The sequence below is a fragment of the Solibacillus ferritrahens genome, from assembly GCF_037027585.1.
GTDB lineage: Bacteria > Bacillota > Bacilli > Bacillales_A > Planococcaceae > Solibacillus > Solibacillus ferritrahens.
The window spans coordinates 18,649-36,956 of sequence record NZ_JAXCLE010000015.1; the positions used below are offsets into that span (position 1 = coordinate 18,649).

Consider the following 18,308-nt stretch of genomic DNA (forward strand, 5'->3'; position numbering starts at 1 on the left):
GTGCAAAAAATTTATGTAGTAGAAGATGATACGGTAATTTTGGAAGAATTAAAACAGCTCTTAAGAAGTAATGGTTATTTACCGGTGGATGCACCACCGTGTGACTTAGCGCTGTTAGATGTCAATCTTCCAGGAGAAAGTGGCTTTGAAATTTGCCGTAAGCTCCGAGAATCTTCAGATGTGCCAATCATCTTTTTGACGGCACGGGATTCTACAGAGGACGAACTTATTGGGTTTGGAGTGGGTGCGGATGATTATATTCGCAAACCTTATAATTCTTCAATACTATTAGCACGCATTTCACGATTATTGATGAGAAAAATAACAAGTCATCAGTCAGTACGCGGATTAACCTTAGACGTAGGGAATATGATGGTTAGCTTTGAAAATAATTCTACCGAGCTTACCAAAAATGAAACACGTATTTTAGCTTGTTTAATGAAAAAAGAACTTGTTACAAGGGAAGAAATTATAGAGGATTTATGGAATAACTCGCTGTATATTGATGAAAATACATTGTATGTAAACATTAACCGATTGCGCGAAAAGCTAAAACAACTAAATGCGACAGATTTTATTAAAACAGTACGTGGCGTAGGATACCGTCTATGATCAGAAAATTTCTACAGTCTAAACTCATATCGGTAGGTTTCTTGTGGATTGGCTATTTTTTATTTCTGTTAATTTTTATGTTAATTGATGTACCATTTGGAACGATTGCCATGATATCATTTGCCTTTATTTTCATACAGCTCAGCTGGCTTATAACAAGCTTTTTTTATGAAAAGAAGCGCTATGAAGAAATGAAGCAGCAGATGGAAAAGCTAGAGGAAACATATTTATTAGGTGAAGTTTTACGAAAACCAAGATCTTTAGTAGAGCATAAATATTATGAGGCGATGCTGGCTGTTAGTCGAGATGCTATATACCGTGTTGAGCAAAGCGAACGTTCAGCGAAAGAATATAAGGAATACGTGGAGCAATGGATTCATGAAATCAAAACACCTCTAACTGCGATGTCGTTAATATTAGCCAATGAGCAGGATGTTTGGAAATTGCGTCGGGAGCTAAAGCGTGCGGATAATTTAACTGATAACATTTTACATTATGCGCGGCTTGATTCCATCGAAAAGGACAAGCAGCTGAAAGAACATTCACTGAATGCCATTTTAAATGATGTGGTGAAAAACCAAATGGATTTATTAATTGCGTCAAAAATGAAGGTCGAAATTGAGGGAGATGCCAATATTTATACGGATAATAAAGCTCTACAATTTATCGTCAATCAGCTATTGACGAATAGTGCTAAATATTGCCCTGGTGCGAAGATTACAATGCGTGTAGAGGATACGGAACTAATTTATGAAGATGATGGAATCGGTATTTTGGCTCACGAATTAGAGCGTATTACGGAACGGGGATATACAGGGTCAAACGGTCGTAAATTAGGGACAAGTACTGGAATGGGCTTATATATTGTGGCACAGCTGTGCAAAGAGTTACATATCGAGTTGAAAATAAAATCAGAACATAACAACTACACTCGATTTCAGTTAATCTTTCCAAATCTAACGGAAATGTAAGAATTCTGCTACCACTCTGTTAGAAAAGATTTGTGCACAGCGTGATATGATAATGTCGAAACGGAGGGTGTTTCGATGAAAAAAAGATTACAAATTGACCAAGTAACAAAATATTATGGTGCAGAAGCCATTGTAACAAAAGCACTTGATAGCATTTCCTTTGAAGTTGGAGATGGAGAGTTTATAGCAATTATGGGTGCATCAGGCTCCGGGAAAAGTACACTTTTAAATTGTATAGCGACAATTGACCGAATTAGCGCAGGGAACATTTTATTGGACGGAGAGCAAATATCGAACAAGAAGGAAAGGGAGTTAGCAGATTATCGACGCGATAAGCTCGGCTTTATTTTCCAGGAATATAATTTACTCGATACTTTAACAGTAGAAGAAAACATTACACTCCCTCTTAATTTACAAGGGGTATCTCTTAAAGAAACGGAGAAGCGCTTAATAGACATTACAGATAAGTTAGGAATTCATGAGCAGCTAAAGAAGTTTCCGATGGCGCTTTCTGGTGGGCAACGTCAGCGTGTTGCCTGTGCAAGAGCACTTATTACAAATCCAAGTATTATTTTAGCTGATGAGCCTACGGGGGCATTAGATTCAGCCAATTCCAAAAAGCTGATGGAAACACTTTTATTTATGAATGAACAATTGCACTCCACAATTTTAATGGTGACACATGATGCCCTTGTTGGTAGCTTCGCGAAGCGTGTATTATTCTTAAAAGACGGAAAGATCTGGAATGAATTGTATCGAGGAAATCAAAGTCAACGTGCGATGCATGAAGATATTTTAGCGACGATGGCATTGCTCGGAGGTGAGGGGCATGTATCGTAAGCTAGCCTTACGCAATGTGCGAAGACAAATTGGCAATTATTTAATTTATTTTATTACCGTTGCTTTAACAATCTCCCTTATTTTTGCAATGAATAACTTGATATTTAATGATCAGTTACAAACTCAAGCTCAATCCATAGCGGAATTGGCATTAGGATTAGTGTTTCTATCGATTATAATTTGTATCATTATAGCTTTTGTACTCGGTTACGCGAATGCCTTTATGCTGCGACTGCGAAAAAGAGAATTCGGCACTTATTTAACGGTCGGAATGAAACGAAAGCATATTGTGAAACTGTTTTTATTTGAAAATAGCTTACTCGGGATTCTTGCGATGGTTGTTGGATTTTTTGTGGGGTCACTTTTTTATCAGGGACTCATGCTGTTAATGACTCAACTTCTGGATATTCCATTTGAGTTTTCGATGTTTTCATTAAAAGGTGTTCTATTAACAATTGGAATGGTTTGTAGCATATTCCTGTTCTCATCCTTAGTATCAAGTTTTTATTTAAACCGTGTCACTATTTACGAACTCATTCATGGAGAGAAGAAAGTGGAGCAGGGGGTGAAGCATCCGTATGTCGCCATGCTTGTGACAGGCGTATCCTTCGTTGGAATCATCGTATCATTTATCTTTTTTTCTCGGGAATTAAAGCATATCTTTTTAGAAGTCGATTCAAATCCGGGGAACCTCGTATGGCTGATGCTTTTATTAGCCGTATCATTGGTGACATTCCACATTGGACTTGCCAAAAGCTTGATGTATATTTTATTAGGGTTTAAACATTTTACACAACGTGGGACGAATCAATTTTTACTACGTCAATTGAGTGCGATGTTAAGCTCTAATGCCATTCTACTTGGGGCGCTGTCTTTTTTAATCGTATTTGCCATGATTGCTGCTAATTTCAGCTTTTTATATAAAGAGATTGAGGAAGCAAATTTAGATAAACAATATCCGTTTGATATTATAGCCAATATTAATTCCGAACAAGAGGGCAGTATTCCATTGGAACAAGCAAAGGAAACGATTGAATCTTATGTGCCTATAGATTGGTCGAAGGTGTATAACGGCTATTCCACAAATGAAAGGACTTTTCATAAGCATACAATTTGGCAGGGTGATAAATATCAGGACGTCGATATGTACATGAAAGAATCGGAAGTAAATGAGCTTTTGCAAGAACTCGGCAGTAAACCACTGAATCTTGATAATCAATTTGCAATTTTCTCTGATATGCCGGGAATTCAAGGGGCGGACTTTTCAGAGGCCTCATTTAATCATAAAGGTCAAACTTATACATTAAGTCATGTAGTGGAATCCATGCCGATGTTTTTATGGAGCTATTTTGTCATTGTCGTGCCGGATGAAGTAGTAGAAGGCATGGAAATAAGCCAAACAGCGGCAGCCATTACTCTAGAAGAAGGACCATTTGATGCACAAAAGCTCCAAGATGCATTAAGTTACACTTATAAAATAGAAGAAAACAATTACTCTGTTTTAACGAGTGACTACCGGGTTAAAGAGCAACGTCGATTATATGCGGCAGCATTCTCAGCTATTTTTATTGTCGGAGCATTATACTTAGCGGTCGTCTTTATTTTACTGGCTATGGCAATTTTGGCACTTAAAATATTATCGAATCTACGTGATGATGAGAAAAAGTATAGACTGCTCAATCGATTAGGCGTCAATGAGGAGTTACAGCGAAAGACATTAGCGAAGCAAATTTTTGTGTTCTTTACGTTTCCGATAGTCGTTCCGATCTGCTTATCCATACCTATTACAATAATTCTCAATCAATTTATTGACCTGGCAGGATATAGCGCAATGCTGAATTTTAATATAGTATCCGTTTCAATAGTAGTAGTTATAGGGTTGATTTACTTCCTTTATTTTATGGTTACTTTCGGACTGACGAAAAAATATGTTATTCAAAGGCGATAGGAAAGCCAAAAGGAATCCAAATTAATAGTAAAGTCGATTTTTCACAACTTGCTGTGATGAAAATCGGCTTTTTTTTATTAAGTGAAATAAAAAACTTAGCCTTTGTAAAGGTTTTGTAAATGAGGTTTACGGAAAATTCATCTCGTTTTCAAAAAAAGCGCTCTTTACATCTAATATTATAGAAATTTTAAAGCTATTTAATTGCAATTTAGCTTTATATTTCAGAACTATCTGAAAGATAGCAACTTACCGATGAATAAATTGCCCGAATCAAGGACAAATATAAAAAGTTAAGGCTAATAGAACTATTAATGCGAAATATTCAGATTTTATTTAAGAGTTTTACAAAAATATGTATTACTCTCTTCATAATTTACAGAAGGTTTACATGATTCACATATGTTATTAATTTTATAAAGGTATTGTTAAGGCATAAGATAAAAATGCAAGTTGATGGAGGATTGAAGTATGTTGAAAAAAACATGTTACTTCATTGGATTAACAATTCTAATGGTAGTACTAGCGGCCTGCAATAGCAAAGATACTTCGGAATCAAATTCCGGCAACGAAGATTTAATTACAATTTCAGGTTCAACATCGGTCGGACCTTTAGCAGAGAAATTAGCAGAGAAATATGAGGAAACTGAAAACGTAAAAATAGAGATTAACCAAATTGGTTCATCAGCCGGTATTACAAACGCAATCAAGGATGTTTCACAAATCGGTATGTCATCCCGAGACTTGAAACAAGAAGAAATAGATTCGGGCATTAAAGAATTGGTTATTGCCTATGACGGAATTGTAGTCGTAGCTCATCCTTCCAATCCAGTAAAAGATTTAACGATGGAACAAGTAAAACAGATTTTTACAGGAGAAATTACGAACTGGAAAGAGCTTGGCGGCAAAGATCTGGAGATTGTGGTCGTGTCGCGTGAGGATGGTTCAGGTTCGCGTGATGCCTTCCAGGAAATAGTAGGCTATAAATCAGGTCAGTTAATTCGCAATGCGATTGTAGCAAGTGGCAATGGCAATATTAAAACAACGGTGGCGACAAATAAACACGCTGTTGGGTTTATATCATTCGAATACATTGATGAAACGGTTTCAGCTATGGACATTAACGGTGTAAAAGCCGAAGCAGGCAATGTATTGGATGGGAACTATCAATTATCTCGCCCATTCTTATTCGTTCATAAAGAAGACGTTCCCGAAGCAGCAACGAAGTTTATGGATTTTATATTAAGTGCAGATGGACAGAAAATTGTGGAAGCTGCTGGAGCAATTCCATTAACGAAATAATCAGTGCTGGAGGATACATGTGTGAATATACAAGATAAAAATGAACTAGAACAGCAAATTAGTAAAGGCAATAAACGAAAATATTTTTTGGAAAGTCTTTCATCAAAAGTTTTCCTGGCATGTGCGCTTTTATCAGTTATCAGCCTACTACTTATTGTAGGATTTGTATTTTATAAAGGTTCAAACCCGTTTATAACAGGTGGCTACAGCTTCTTTGACTTCCTTTTCGGGAGTGATTGGGTGCCATCGGAAGATAAATTTGGTATTTTCCCAATGATTGTTGCTTCGATTTATGCAACGATTGGTGCACTTATTATTGGTGTACCAATTGGATTACTGACAGCAATCTTTTTGGCTGAAATAGCGCCGAAATCAGTTGCGAAAATTGTATCACCAGCCATTCAGCTATTGGCAGGCATTCCATCTGTATTGTACGGGATATTCGGTTTAGCCATTATCGTACCATTTCTGCAAAATAATTTTGGTTTGGCACGTGGACAAAGTTTAATCGCTGTAATTCTAGTACTGGCAATTATGATGCTTCCAACAATTGTAACGGTAGCGGAAACAGCCATTCGCGCAGTACCGAAAACATATCGAGAAGGTTCACTAGCACTTGGTGTATCGCAAATCGGAACAATCTTCAAAGTAGTCGTACCCGCTGCAAAATCAGGAATTATGGCAGCAATCGTACTTGGGTTAGGCCGAGCTTTAGGTGAAACAATGGCCGTAATTTTAGTGGCCGGGAACTCGCTCATTATTCCAACAAGCTTAACGGATAGTGTACGTCCATTAACGACAAACATTGCTCTTGAAATGGGCTATGCAGCAGGAACTCACCAGGAGATGCTGTTTGCAACAGGGATCGTACTATTCTCATTCATTCTTATTTTAAACTTTGTATTAGCTCGTATAACAGCGAAGGGAGCACAGTAACATGCGAAAATTTAAAGATAATATGCTCCGGGGATTGCTTTGGGGTTCCGCATTTGTTTCGGTAGCTGTCCTAGTTATTATCGTAGGCTATATTTTTTATAAAGGCTTCTCCTACATTAGCTTTGATTTCATATTCGGGGATTATTCACCAACAGGTGGTGGCGGGATCTTCCCGATGATTGTCACAACATTACTAACGATTTTAATTTCACTTGCCATAGCAACACCAATCGGAATTTTAGCAGCTGTTTACTTGCATGAGTATGCAAAACAAGGTCGTCTAGTTCGCATGATTCGTTTTGCAACAGAAAGTCTAACAGGAATACCATCCATAATTTATGGTCTATTCGGTGCCGTATTCTTCGTAGCCATTTTAAAGCTCGGAATGTCGATTATTGCAGCATCATTAACATTAACAATCATCGTATTACCAGTAATTATTCGAACGACAGAAGAAGCGTTAAAAACTGTACCGGCAACATATCGTGAAGGCTCACTTGCATTAGGAACGACAAAGTTGCAGACACTAATTAAAATTATCCTGCCAAGTGCAATGCCAGGAATTTTATCCGGTATTATTTTATCAATCGGTCGTATCGTAGGGGAATCGGCGGCAATCTTCTTAACGGCAGGTACAGTAGCGGCTATGCCAACGAGTATATTCTCATCAGCCCGTACATTAACCGTACACTCATTTTTAGTTACACAGGAAGCAGGCGATATCGGTCTTGCAGCAGCTGTTGGTATCGTATTGATCGTCATTATTTTAGTGCTGAATTTATCGGCAACGTATATTTCAAAAAAATTAAACAAAGCAGAATATTAAAAGGAGCTAAACTTACATGACTATGATCGTATCAGAAGCATCAATCTTCAATTCAACAACAAGTGCAACGACGGATACTTACGCAACGAAAATACAAGTAAACGATTTAAATTTATTTTATGGTGAAAAACAGGCATTATTCAATGTCAATTTAGATATAAAAGAAAAGGAAGTAACAGCATTAATCGGTCCATCTGGATGTGGTAAGTCAACATTTCTGCGCACATTAAATCGCATGAATGACCTGATTGATGGTGTGCGTGTAATTGGTAATATTCATATTGATGGTGAAAATGTATATGAATCGAATGATGTCATTAGACTGCGCACAAAGGTGGGGATGGTGTTCCAAAAGTCGAATCTATTCCCAATGAGCATTTATGATAATGTAGCTTATGGTCCACGTATGCAGGGGATTAAAAATAAAAAAATTCTAAATGAAATCGTTGAGGAATCTTTACGCGGTGCCGCAATTTGGGATGAAGTAAAAGACCGTTTAAAATCTTCCGCTTTAGGGTTATCCGGTGGACAGCAGCAACGTATATGTATCGCCCGTGCAATAGCCATGAAGCCAGACGTAATTTTAATGGATGAGCCAACTTCAGCGCTTGACCCGATTTCTACATTGAAAGTAGAAGAACTAATAACACAAATGAAAAAAGATTATACCATTGTTATCGTTACGCATAACATGCAGCAAGCAGCGCGTATTAGTGATAAAACAGCGTTCTTCTTAAATGGTGAAGTTGTTGAATATGATGATACAAATGTTATTTTCTCGACTCCAAAAGACGAGCGTACGGAAGACTATGTAACAGGACGATTCGGATAAGAGGGGGATTTACAGATGATTCGCGAAAATTTCGAAAAGAACATGCTCGAGTTACAAAACAAGATGGGTGAAATGGTAGACTTGACGGTTGTAGCAATGGAAAAAGCGTTTAAAGCCCTTGAAGAACAGGATATGGTATTAGCGTTAGCTGTCATTGAGGAAGATTCGTCCATAGATGAACTGGAAAATGAGATAAATCAAATGGCAATCTGGCTGATGGCGAAAGAGCAGCCTGTAGCTCGTGACTTACGTCGTATAGTTAGTATGATTAAAATGTCTTCCGATATTGAGCGTATAGCGGATTTTGCCGTAAATACAGCAAAAGCGACGATTAGAATCAGCAAAACTGATTCAATATTATCCAAAACATCCTTAGTTGAAATGAAAAATATTTCAATGGATATGCTGAAAAAATCGATGACTGCTTTCATAGAGGAAGATATCGCATTGGCAAAAGCAGTTGGCGAGCTTGACGATAAAGTCGATCAGAAGAATCACGAAAATTATGCAGTACTGACAGATTATCTAAAAGAAAGTCCACAGGATATAGAGCAAACGTTACAGTTGCTTTTCATTAATCGCTTTGTTGAGCGTGCAGCAGACCATATTACAAATATGGCGGAATCAACAGCGTACTTTATTAAAGGGCAGTTATTTGATTTAAATTAACTAGGTTAACTAGAGAAGCGGGGAATCATTAATGACGAAAAAAATATTAGTCGTTGAAGATGACGAAAATTTAGTGAATTTACTGCGCATTTATTTAGTAAAGGACGGTTATGAAGTTCATTGCGTAAAAAATGGAAAAAACATTATGCAAGTAATTAAGACTTTTGAGCCGGATGCCATGCTTTTGGATTGGATGCTTCCCGACATTGAAGGGATCGAATTATGCCGTCAAATTCGTTTCGAGCACGATTTTCCAATCATTATGATAAGTGCCCGTACAGATGAGGTGGATATTGTGCTGGCCCTTGAGATTGGTGCAACGGAATACATTCGCAAACCGTTTGGATTTCGTGAAATGCTCACACGTCTTCGGATCCATTTAAAACGTCATGAAAAAGAAATTCGGCAGCAGGAGCGTATATCAGAACTATTAATTGGGCCGTTCCGTGTCGATTTAGTAACCTTTAAAGTATTTAAAGATGAAGTAGAGATTCCATTAACGAAGCGTGAATTTAAATTACTGCTCCATTTGCTCGAGCAGCCTGGAGATATTAAATCACGTGAGGAAATTATTGATATACTGGACTTTACTAAAGGTGATCGGCGTACGGTCGATGTACATATTCGAAGATTACGAGAAAAGATTGAAGAACAGCCGAGTTCGCCAAAATGGATTAAAACAAAAAGCGGAATAGGGTATTACTTTAATTCCCCGACACAAGAAGTCTCTTACAATTAGTAGGAGACTATTTTCATGATGTTAGTCAGTGATTTAAATTTAAAATAGGAAATTGCATCATTTCTTTTACAAATGGGTGAACCACGATTTATACTAAATGGAGAAGGTTAATGAGGAGGTATGAATATGTCAGAACAAGAAAAAAAGAAATTAAGCTTACAGGAACTTGTAAAACAACAATTAGAGGCTAAGAAAAACAATGCCAATAGCGGTAAGGGTAATTTAAAAGGTGATACATCAACGAAAAAGATGAAAAGCCAACAAACGAAAAAAACGAGCAACACACGCCGTAAAATGGGCGTATAATTAAGCAATTTGAAACCCTGTGCAATCGAAAAATTGCGCGGGGTTTTGTTTTGGTTTTTTTTTACATAGAAAAGTGATTCCATATTGTGTGTCACTCGTCTTTATAGAGGAAGGAGGCTGATTTATTTGAGACGCGAAGTTTTTGAGAATAATTATGATGCCATATATAAATACATACGTTATTTAACGAATGATCCAGAGTTAACACATGATCTTTTGCAGGAAACCTTTTACCGCTTTTATCATAAAAATTATACTGAGCATGAACGTACATATTTGCTGAAAATTGCTCGAAATCTTGTATACGATCATTATCGCAGGAAAAAAATTGTAGGCTTTTTTCAATTGAAATCAGACCCTATTGCTACAGAAGCTTTACCAGATGAAGTAATCGAGCGTAATGCAGAAATCGAAAAGCTCTATTGTGCATTACAACAAATTAAATGGAGCTATCGAGAAGTAGTAATCCTTCGTTATATCGAAGAATATTCGGTAAAAGAGACGTCGATGATTTTAAACTGTAGTGAAGTAAAGGTGAAAAATAATACAGCGCGCGGCTTAAAGGCATTGCGTGTCCTGTTGGGAGGGGAAAAAGATGTTTGAAGAGAAGCATTTAAAAACCTTACGCAATATTAAAGTGGATGAGGAAAAAAAACAGGCTGATTTTGACAAAATTATAAAGCGCGGCAAGCAAAAGGTTGTGGATTGGCCAATATTTGCATTAATCGTCAGCATTGTAAGTATTACATTGTTTTTAATTGCAACCACCCCTCTCGATAATCAAATGGCAACAACTACTGATGATAGCCAACTAATCGCTGTGTATACAGTAAATGGGAATGGAAACCCGAAGTCCGCACTGCAGTTACATGTAAATCGGGTGACAAATGAGAAAGCATTGGATGAGATTTGGCAAGTATACAATCAGCTACAAATAACCGATAAACCTGATGCAACTTCGGAAGTTTATGCTTCTTACCGCTTTAATTTCAGTGACAATACATCTAAGCTGTATTATCAATATATTGTTCGTCAAAAGATCTACTATGAAGATGCTTCAACAGGACAGTATTATAAACGGGAAGATGGTTCGGGCATACCACTTATTCAGTATGATCAACCGACTACCCTCCACACTGTAGCGTTTTTTTCACTATTTGTTTTATTAATCGGTAGTTTTGTATACGTCGATCGCCAAATGCGTGATAAATCGGATCCAAAAAGGAAATTACCTAAGCATTCCCATACAGGACAAAGTGTGCTGACGTTATTGTTCTTGTTAAGCTTATTCATCCTACTGTTTTCTATTCCCAATATTCATTTCATGTGGATTGTTGTCAGCAGTCTTGCTGTAGCCTTTATCAATATTTTGATTGAAAATAAATATGGGAATAACAATTGGCGCAAACTGTCATTTTTATTGTTTGGTTTACTTGTTCCGACCTATTTATATTTATCTTTTGTATTATAATAATCGATATCGTTTCAGAATACTTTGACAATAAATTCTTTCCCTCGTACGATAATAGTAAGGAAATAAGAAGGGGTGAAAGGATGACTACAATTGAAAAAGCAAGACTTCTAGATCAACAGGATACACTTGGAAAATATGCCGATGAGTTTTATAAAAAAGAAGGACAAATCTATTTAGACGGCAATTCCCTCGGGTTACTGTCAAAGCGAGCTGAACAATCGGTGCTTACATTGCTTGACTCATGGAGGCAGTACGGAATTGATGGATGGACGAGTGGGGAGCATCCGTGGTTTTATTTGTCTGAAAAGCTAGGGGAATACTGTGCACCACTTGTTGGAGCAAAAAGTAAGGAAGTCGTATTAACCGGTTCAACTACGACAAACTTACATCAGCTACTTGCTACTTTTTTCAAACCAACCGAGAAGAGGAATAAAATTTTGGCAGATGAGCTGAATTTCCCGTCCGACTTATATGCGGTTGCCAGTCAAATTGCACTGCATAATTTACCGGAAAGCCATATGAAGCTCGTAAAAAGTGAAGATGGGCAAACAATTTCGACTGAAGCAATTATTGAAGCGATGACTGATGATGTAGCAGTCGCTGTTTTACCAGCTGTTTTATATCGCAGTGGGCAAGTGCTGGATTTACAGGCAATTACGAAAGCGGCTCATGAACGAGGGATTATCATAGGCTTTGATTTATGCCATTCAATTGGCTCAATTCCGCATCAGCTTCACGAAATTGGAGCGGACTTTGCATTTTGGTGCAATTATAAGCACTTAAATGGGGGACCGGGATCTGTCGCAGGTTTATTTGTCCATGAAAAGCATTTTGGTACAGCACCAGGTTTAGCCGGCTGGTTTGGCTCTGCAAAGGAAAAACAATTTGATTTAGAGACAACGATTTCAGCTGCGCCCGATGCAGGGGCTTATCAAATCGGGACACCGCATATATTAAGTTTGGCACCAATTGAAGGCGCACTTTCCATTTTTGCAGAGGCAGGGATTGATGCTGTGCGTGAAAAATCACTTGCCTTAACTGAATATATGATGGAATGCATTATGCATGAAATACCAAATACATTCACATTTGGCAATCCTCTTGACGAAACACGTGGCGGTCATTTGTTTTTAGTGCATGACGAAGCGGCCAGAATTTGTAAAGCATTAAAGGAGAATGGGGTCGTCCCGGATTTCCGTGCACCGAATGGAATCCGCTTAGCGCCTGTTGCGCTATACAATTCCTTTGAAGAAGTGTGGCATGCTGTTCAAATTTTAAAAGATATTGTCTTCAATAAGACTTATGAGAATCATGAAAACAAGCGGGATATCATTGCATAAGGAGTGGTTTGATGGAGAAGCGTTCGATTTCGGATTTACATCAAAAGCTAAAAAGTGAAAAAGGCATTCATACCGATTTTAAGGAGGATATGACATACGGCGAGTATTTAAGTTTAGACGCAATTTTAAACAATCAAAACCGCCTATCCAATCACCACGATGAAATGCTTTTTATTATTATTCATCAAGTAAGCGAGCTTTGGATGAAGCTGATTATTCATGAAATGCAAGGTGCGATTCAAGCAATTGAACGCGGGGAAATGCAGCTGGCTTTTAAAATGCTGGCACGAGTTTCAAAAATACAAATGCAAATTATTCAGGCGTGGGATGTATTGGCAACAATGACACCTGCAGAATATTTGCAGTTCCGCGATGATCTTGGAAAAGCATCCGGTTTCCAAAGCTATCAATATCGTTTAATTGAATTTTCGCTTGGATATAAAACACCTCATATTTTAAAAATTTATGAGAAAGAAAAGGACGTTTTAGAAAGATTAAAAGAAGCGTACGATGCACCGAGTATTTATGACGTTTCCATCCAAGCATTGGCAAAAGCTGGATTACCAATTAATGAAGCTTTGCTAAATCGAGATTTTTCGGTAGTATATAGTGGTGACGACTCAGTTGCTGCTGCATGGAAAACTGTCTATGAAAATACTGATAAGTACTGGGATTTATACCAGCTCGGTGAAAAGCTAGTCGATATAGAAGATTCATTGCAGCAATGGCGATTCCGTCATATGAAAACAGTCGAGCGTATTATTGGCTTTAAAGTAGGCACGGGTGGATCATCCGGTGTCAATTATTTGCGTCAAGTGCTTGATCATCGTTTTTTCCCGGAGCTATGGGATTTACGAACAGTGTTATAGCTTAGTTAAGTTTAGTTTAGTTTAGATGAGTGGAGTGAGGCAAATGGAGAAGAGTAAAGGACAGTGGTCAAGTAAATTAGGATTTGTATTAGCGTCAGCTGGTGCAGCGATAGGGCTTGGGGCGATATGGAAGATGCCCTACGTAGCCGGTCAAAGTGGAGGCGGCGCATTCTTTTTGATTTTTGTAGTACTAACATTAATTATTGGTTTACCAATGCTATTATCGGAATATATTATTGGGCGTGCCGCGCAAAAAGAAGCGGTTACTGCGTATAAAGTTCTTTCCCCTAATCCGAAAGTTTGGGCATGGATCGGAAAGCTTGGTATATTGGGATGTTTCCTATTATTATCGTTTTATAGTGTTGTAGGTGGCTGGATATTTGTATATAGTGGCGTATCTATAGTCGGAAATGTCATTGAGCCATCAGTTGATCCAGGTGCATTTTTCGGACAAGTAACAGGAACACCGTGGATTGCGCTTGTTGGACTAGCATTATTTACAATTGCCAATGTTGTCGTTATCGCACTAGGTGTACAGAACGGAATTGAAAAAGCGAATAAGTTTATGATGCCGCTTTTATTCATAATGTTCTTTATTTTAGTCATTAGAGCAGTTACCCTTGATGGCGCGATGGAAGGGATTAAGTTTTTCCTATATCCAGACTTTTCGAACATTACAGGTGAATCAATACTATATGCTTTAGGACAATCATTTTTTGCGCTTGCAGTTGGATTTTCATGTTTAGTTACATATAGTTCTTATTTAAAGAAAGATGTAAGCTTACCAAATTCAGCAGGCTCAGTTGTAGGATTGAGTATTTTTGTTTCCTTTTTAGCAGGTTTGGCCATTTTCCCGGTCGTATTTGCTTTTGATATGGAAGTGGCAAGCGGACCGCCATTATTATTCATGGTATTGCCGGCAGCATTTTCACAGATGCCATTTGGCGAAGTTTTCTTGGCGATGTTTTTAATTTTATTTTTATTCGCGACTTTAACTTCATCCTTCAGTATGTATGAAATTATAGTAGCGGCAGTAATCGAGAAGTGGAATATTACGCGCGCTCAAATTACGATGATTATTGGTGTACTTGTATTTATCGCTTCGATTCCATCGACACTGACATACAGTACACTAGGTGATGTATCAATATTTGGCCGAAGTATTTTTGATTTTACAGATTTTGTTGTGTCCAATGTAATTTTACCGGTCGGCAATTTACTGATAGCAATTTTTATTATGCATATTATGGATAAAAAAGTTGTCAAAAGTGAGTTGTTACAAGGTAGTAAAATGGGGGAAGGCTTTTACAGAACCTATCGAATTTTAATGACCTTTGTAGTACCGGCAGTAATTTTTCTCGTTCTCTTATATTTAGTCATTCAGTATTAGAGGTGATGCTATGTGGATTGATATTACACAAACGATGAAAAAAGGGATGCCGAACTGGCCGGGGGATACGCCGTTTTCATTTGAAATATGGTATACAAAGCAGCAGACGGGCTCGGTCAATATTGGGAGAATAACAACTTCCTTGCATACCGGCACACATGTAGATGCGCCTTTTCATTTTAATAGTGAGGCAGAGACAATGGAACAATTAGACATCAATACTTATATTGGAGATTGTTATATTGTATCTTGTGTCGGAGAGGGGGTCATTACAGCAGAGCGACTGTCATCCGTTGACTTTCTTGGAGCAAAGCGTGTGCTGTTGAAAACTGTGAAACAGCCTTTTGAGCAGTTTCCAGAAGAGATACCTGTAATCTCTCCGGATGTAGCATCCTTACTAAATGAGCGCGGTGTTATTTTACTCGGTGTGGATAATCCTTCTGTCGATCCTTTAGATAGCAAGGGAGTATTAGCCCACCATGCGCTTTATGAAAATGGGATTCATATTTTGGAGGGGCTGGATTTAAGCGAAGTAACACCCGGTCTTTATGATTTAATTGCTTTACCGTTAAAATTAGAAGGCGCTGACGGGTCACCGGTACGGGCTGTTGTTAGAAAAAAATGATATATGAAAGAGGCACACGAATTAAATTTTGTGATGCTTCTTTTTTTTTATATTTAAATAATATATTTAATAATATTTTCATGTAATAAAAAAATAGATTGAATATTTAATATACTGACTGTAAAATATATCCACAATAGACTATTTCAGTACATAGTTCCTAGGGGGATAAATTTTGGAAAAGCGCATTGATAAATTAAATTGGGTACACCAGCTAAATACTATTATTACCGTCATATTAGTTGTATTAATACTGACACCACTTATTTATAAAAATGGATTTCAACAATCCATTCCTTATCTCATTGCGGGGGGAAGTGTCGTTCTATTATCGACATTGAATTATTTTTTGAAGATTTCTTATTTTGCCAAAGGATTAATTTTCGCACTTCTTCCTGCAATTGTCACTATTTTATTATTTTATTTAGACGGGGACGCAATTAATAAGCATTACATTTTATTTATCACATTTATTATGGCGGCTATGTATTTCAATGAGCGCTTAATATTAACTTTTTTGACAGTTATAAATAGTTTATATTTGTTATTGTACATAGTGGCACCAGAGAAATTACTAGGTGACAATGCAAGCATCCCTATTTTTATTACAGTTTTTGCTATTATTAATGGCTGTAATTTTATGCTTTATCGCTTAACAAAGTGGGGCAATAAATTAGTGAAAGATGCTCAATCAAAAGAAAAAGAAGCAAAGGAACTTTTAGCTAATTTAACGGTAATCTTAAATAAAATCGACGACGGTTCAGTCCAATTAGCCCAAAATATTATTAATGTGAATGATAATGTCCATACATTGAATGTGGCAAGTGAAACAATTCTACACTCTTCCAATCAAATGGCAACCGCAATTCATAGTGAAGCGGAAATGATTCAGAAAATTAATGAACAAATGGTTTTAGCTCATCAAAATATGCTCATGACAAAACAATCATCAGAAATGACAGTAAAAGGGTCAACTGAGGTTCAGGCAGCTGTAGAATACAGTTGGAAAAAAGTGCATGAGGTAACTAATGGTATGGAAACGTTAAGTGATTCCATTGACTTGACGACAGTAACAATAGACGATCTGCACGAAAGTCTAGCAAAAGTGAATGAACTTCTTGATGGTATTAAAGCTATTGCTAACCAAACAAACTTATTATCTTTGAATGCATCGATAGAAGCTGCAAGAGCAGGCGAGCACGGGAAAGGTTTTGCTGTTGTTGCAGATGAAGTTAAAAAGCTGGCGGGACAAAGCGCGGAAATCGCAGCGAATATCACAGAAGTTACAAAGCAACTACTTCAACGAGCAGCAACTGCTCGGTTAAAAGCATATGAAGGCAAGGACGCAGTGCATTCAAATGTAGAAGCTTTAAATGATATTTCGGTTTCTTTTAATGGGATAAAGCAATCCTTTGATAATATTCAAACGAAGCTATCTGAGGATATGCTGACTATTACGAATACAAATGGTATGGTCGAAGAAGCAATGAACCAAATGGAAAGCTTATCTGCAATATCTGAAGAAAATGCAGCAATGACAGAAGAAATTGCTACATCTATTCATGAAGAACATGAAATGATGCAGGCCATATCAAAAGCAAGTAAACAATTACAGCAATTACAACAAGATCTATCTGAAATTTCAAAACAGCGATAAACGAATGCCTGGTAGTAAATTTACCAGGCATTGTTATATTCTTAAATAAATGTTGAAATGATTGGCAATTATCGGTAATTTTAAATAAGAGAGGACGTGATTTATTTGTGGCAGCAAAACTTAATTGAAACAGCGCGAGGTACATTTGAATATTTTAAACATGGTGAAGGGGAACCAATGGCGATTACTCATTTATATAGCGAATTTGATGAGCGAGGAAATGCATTTGCCAACCCATTTACCACTAAATTTACGGTCTATTTAATTAACTTGCGTGGTACAGTGAACTCAGTAAGGGCACAACAGGACCCTGAATACAGCATGGTTGAAACCGTACATGATATGGAAGCAATTCGAAAAGCGCTCCATATTGAAAAGTGGGCATTTGGCGGACATTCTACAGGAGGGATGCTTGCCTTACAATATGCAGTTCAAGCTCCAAATTCCATAACGAAACTGATTGCGGGTGGGACTGCTGCGAGTTACGAATATGCAATGCATAAAGATTGTATGTATAATCATCAAAATAAAAATTTTCATCGTGTAACGGAAATTATGAATTTGTTAAGTGATCAATCAACGTCCAAGGAAGACCGCCAAAAATTAGGCTATGAATGGGCGCTATTTTCATATTACAGTGAAGACAAACTAAAAGAAGCATTAAAAAAGCCAAATAGCGGGAAGACTGTTGGACCGCGACTTACATATTTTAGACAAGTAGAATATCGGGATATGGATTTAAGAGAAAAATTAAAGGATATTAACATACCAAGCTTTATTTATGCAGGAAGGTATGACGCACAATGCCCAGTAAATTTTGGAATAGAAATTGCTGAACTTATTAAAAATGCCAACCTAACTATCTTTGAGAAAAGTAATCATTTCCCGTTTTTAGAAGAAGAGGAGCCTTTCACTGAGTTGGTTAATCAATTTGCGGGTGCGTAAATATCTTATATAAATAATATAAAACAGCAT

19 protein-coding genes are annotated in these 18,308 nt (G+C 37.3%); all 19 read left to right on the forward strand.

The annotated features are described in order from the left end of the window. The 19 genes from SNE38_RS14205 (at position 1) to SNE38_RS14295 (ending at position 18,278) form a co-directional block, all read left to right on the forward strand. A complete protein-coding gene (locus SNE38_RS14205) occupies positions 1–612 on the forward strand; it encodes a response regulator transcription factor (RefSeq protein WP_336046737.1) in 612 nt (203 codons plus the stop codon). Next, positions 609–1,583, forward strand: a complete 975-nt coding sequence (locus SNE38_RS14210) for a sensor histidine kinase (protein ID WP_336046738.1) — start codon at positions 609–611, stop codon at positions 1,581–1,583. Before SNE38_RS14205 ends, SNE38_RS14210 begins: the two co-directional genes overlap by 4 nt. 75 nt (positions 1,584–1,658) lie before the next feature. After that, complete coding sequence (locus SNE38_RS14215) at positions 1,659–2,423, forward strand: ABC transporter ATP-binding protein (RefSeq protein ID WP_191704039.1); 765 nt, start codon at positions 1,659–1,661, stop codon at positions 2,421–2,423. Next, positions 2,413–4,371 (forward strand): ABC transporter permease, encoded by a 1,959-nt coding sequence (locus SNE38_RS14220; protein ID WP_336046739.1) that lies wholly within the window; start codon positions 2,413–2,415, stop codon positions 4,369–4,371. The genes SNE38_RS14215 and SNE38_RS14220 overlap by 11 nt, the downstream gene beginning before the upstream one ends. Positions 4,372–4,839: 468 nt before the next feature. After that, positions 4,840–5,670 (forward strand): phosphate ABC transporter substrate-binding protein, encoded by an 831-nt coding sequence (locus tag SNE38_RS14225; RefSeq protein ID WP_191704037.1) that lies wholly within the window; start codon positions 4,840–4,842, stop codon positions 5,668–5,670. A gap of 21 nt (positions 5,671–5,691) precedes the next feature. Next, on the forward strand, positions 5,692–6,606 hold the full coding sequence (gene pstC, locus SNE38_RS14230; RefSeq protein WP_191704036.1) for a phosphate ABC transporter permease subunit PstC: 915 nt from the start codon (positions 5,692–5,694) through the stop codon (positions 6,604–6,606). A gap of 1 nt (position 6,607) precedes the next feature. After that, positions 6,608–7,432, forward strand: a complete 825-nt coding sequence (pstA, locus tag SNE38_RS14235) for a phosphate ABC transporter permease PstA (RefSeq protein ID WP_336046740.1) — start codon at positions 6,608–6,610, stop codon at positions 7,430–7,432. Positions 7,433–7,448: 16 nt separating this feature from the next. After that, the gene (pstB, locus tag SNE38_RS14240) at positions 7,449–8,264 is read left to right on the forward strand and encodes a phosphate ABC transporter ATP-binding protein PstB (protein ID WP_225223779.1); all 816 of its coding nucleotides are present in this window, start codon (positions 7,449–7,451) and stop codon (positions 8,262–8,264) included. A 15-nt stretch (positions 8,265–8,279) separates the two neighbouring features. Continuing rightward, entirely contained in the window at positions 8,280–8,933 is a 654-nt protein-coding gene (gene phoU / locus SNE38_RS14245) for a phosphate signaling complex protein PhoU (RefSeq protein WP_191704034.1), read from the forward strand. Between the two features lie 31 nt (positions 8,934–8,964). Beyond that, positions 8,965–9,672, forward strand: a complete 708-nt coding sequence (locus SNE38_RS14250; protein ID WP_191704033.1) for a response regulator transcription factor — start codon at positions 8,965–8,967, stop codon at positions 9,670–9,672. 126 nt (positions 9,673–9,798) lie between these two features. Further along, positions 9,799–9,978, forward strand: a complete 180-nt coding sequence (locus tag SNE38_RS14255; protein WP_191704032.1) for a hypothetical protein — start codon at positions 9,799–9,801, stop codon at positions 9,976–9,978. Positions 9,979–10,104: 126 nt separating this feature from the next. Next, positions 10,105–10,581, forward strand: a complete 477-nt coding sequence (locus tag SNE38_RS14260; RefSeq protein WP_336046741.1) for an RNA polymerase sigma factor — start codon at positions 10,105–10,107, stop codon at positions 10,579–10,581. Further along, positions 10,574–11,449, forward strand: a complete 876-nt coding sequence (locus SNE38_RS14265; protein WP_336046742.1) for a hypothetical protein — start codon at positions 10,574–10,576, stop codon at positions 11,447–11,449. Before SNE38_RS14260 ends, SNE38_RS14265 begins: the two co-directional genes overlap by 8 nt. Before the next feature lie 83 nt (positions 11,450–11,532). Next, positions 11,533–12,792: a kynureninase gene (gene kynU, locus SNE38_RS14270; protein ID WP_191704029.1), complete on the forward strand. Its 1,260-nt coding sequence runs from the start codon at positions 11,533–11,535 to the stop codon at positions 12,790–12,792. A gap of 11 nt (positions 12,793–12,803) precedes the next feature. Then, entirely contained in the window at positions 12,804–13,661 is an 858-nt protein-coding gene (kynA, locus tag SNE38_RS14275; protein ID WP_336046743.1) for a tryptophan 2,3-dioxygenase, read from the forward strand. Between the two features lie 43 nt (positions 13,662–13,704). Further along, positions 13,705–15,051 carry a sodium-dependent transporter gene (locus SNE38_RS14280; protein ID WP_191704027.1) on the forward strand — a complete coding sequence of 449 codons (1,347 nt, stop codon included), beginning with the start codon at positions 13,705–13,707 and terminating at the stop codon, positions 15,049–15,051. Between the two features lie 10 nt (positions 15,052–15,061). Continuing rightward, positions 15,062–15,676: an arylformamidase gene (gene kynB, locus SNE38_RS14285; protein WP_191704026.1), complete on the forward strand. Its 615-nt coding sequence runs from the start codon at positions 15,062–15,064 to the stop codon at positions 15,674–15,676. A 175-nt stretch (positions 15,677–15,851) separates the two neighbouring features. Next, positions 15,852–17,333: a methyl-accepting chemotaxis protein gene (locus tag SNE38_RS14290; RefSeq protein ID WP_191704025.1), complete on the forward strand. Its 1,482-nt coding sequence runs from the start codon at positions 15,852–15,854 to the stop codon at positions 17,331–17,333. 105 nt (positions 17,334–17,438) lie between these two features. Next, entirely contained in the window at positions 17,439–18,278 is an 840-nt protein-coding gene (locus SNE38_RS14295; protein WP_336046744.1) for an alpha/beta fold hydrolase, read from the forward strand. Positions 18,279–18,308: the final 30 nt, after the last annotated feature.

What these genes read in the sequence shown, in the direction of transcription:
- pstB (WP_225223779.1), top strand. Translation starts at nt 7,449, where the DNA reads ATGACTATGATCGTATCAGAAGCATCAATCTTCAATTCAACAACAAGT.
- SNE38_RS14215 (WP_191704039.1), top strand. Translation starts at nt 1,659, where the DNA reads ATGAAAAAAAGATTACAAATTGACCAAGTAACAAAATATTATGGTGCA.
- SNE38_RS14225 (WP_191704037.1), top strand. Translation starts at nt 4,840, where the DNA reads ATGTTGAAAAAAACATGTTACTTCATTGGATTAACAATTCTAATGGTA.
- kynA (WP_336046743.1), top strand. Translation starts at nt 12,804, where the DNA reads ATGGAGAAGCGTTCGATTTCGGATTTACATCAAAAGCTAAAAAGTGAA.
- SNE38_RS14220 (WP_336046739.1), top strand. Translation starts at nt 2,413, where the DNA reads ATGTATCGTAAGCTAGCCTTACGCAATGTGCGAAGACAAATTGGCAAT.
- SNE38_RS14280 (WP_191704027.1), top strand. Translation starts at nt 13,705, where the DNA reads ATGGAGAAGAGTAAAGGACAGTGGTCAAGTAAATTAGGATTTGTATTA.
- phoU (WP_191704034.1), top strand. Translation starts at nt 8,280, where the DNA reads ATGATTCGCGAAAATTTCGAAAAGAACATGCTCGAGTTACAAAACAAG.
- kynB (WP_191704026.1), top strand. Translation starts at nt 15,062, where the DNA reads ATGTGGATTGATATTACACAAACGATGAAAAAAGGGATGCCGAACTGG.
- SNE38_RS14210 (WP_336046738.1), top strand. Translation starts at nt 609, where the DNA reads ATGATCAGAAAATTTCTACAGTCTAAACTCATATCGGTAGGTTTCTTG.
- SNE38_RS14250 (WP_191704033.1), top strand. Translation starts at nt 8,965, where the DNA reads ATGACGAAAAAAATATTAGTCGTTGAAGATGACGAAAATTTAGTGAAT.
- pstA (WP_336046740.1), top strand. Translation starts at nt 6,608, where the DNA reads ATGCGAAAATTTAAAGATAATATGCTCCGGGGATTGCTTTGGGGTTCC.
- SNE38_RS14255 (WP_191704032.1), top strand. Translation starts at nt 9,799, where the DNA reads ATGTCAGAACAAGAAAAAAAGAAATTAAGCTTACAGGAACTTGTAAAA.
- kynU (WP_191704029.1), top strand. Translation starts at nt 11,533, where the DNA reads ATGACTACAATTGAAAAAGCAAGACTTCTAGATCAACAGGATACACTT.
- SNE38_RS14265 (WP_336046742.1), top strand. Translation starts at nt 10,574, where the DNA reads ATGTTTGAAGAGAAGCATTTAAAAACCTTACGCAATATTAAAGTGGAT.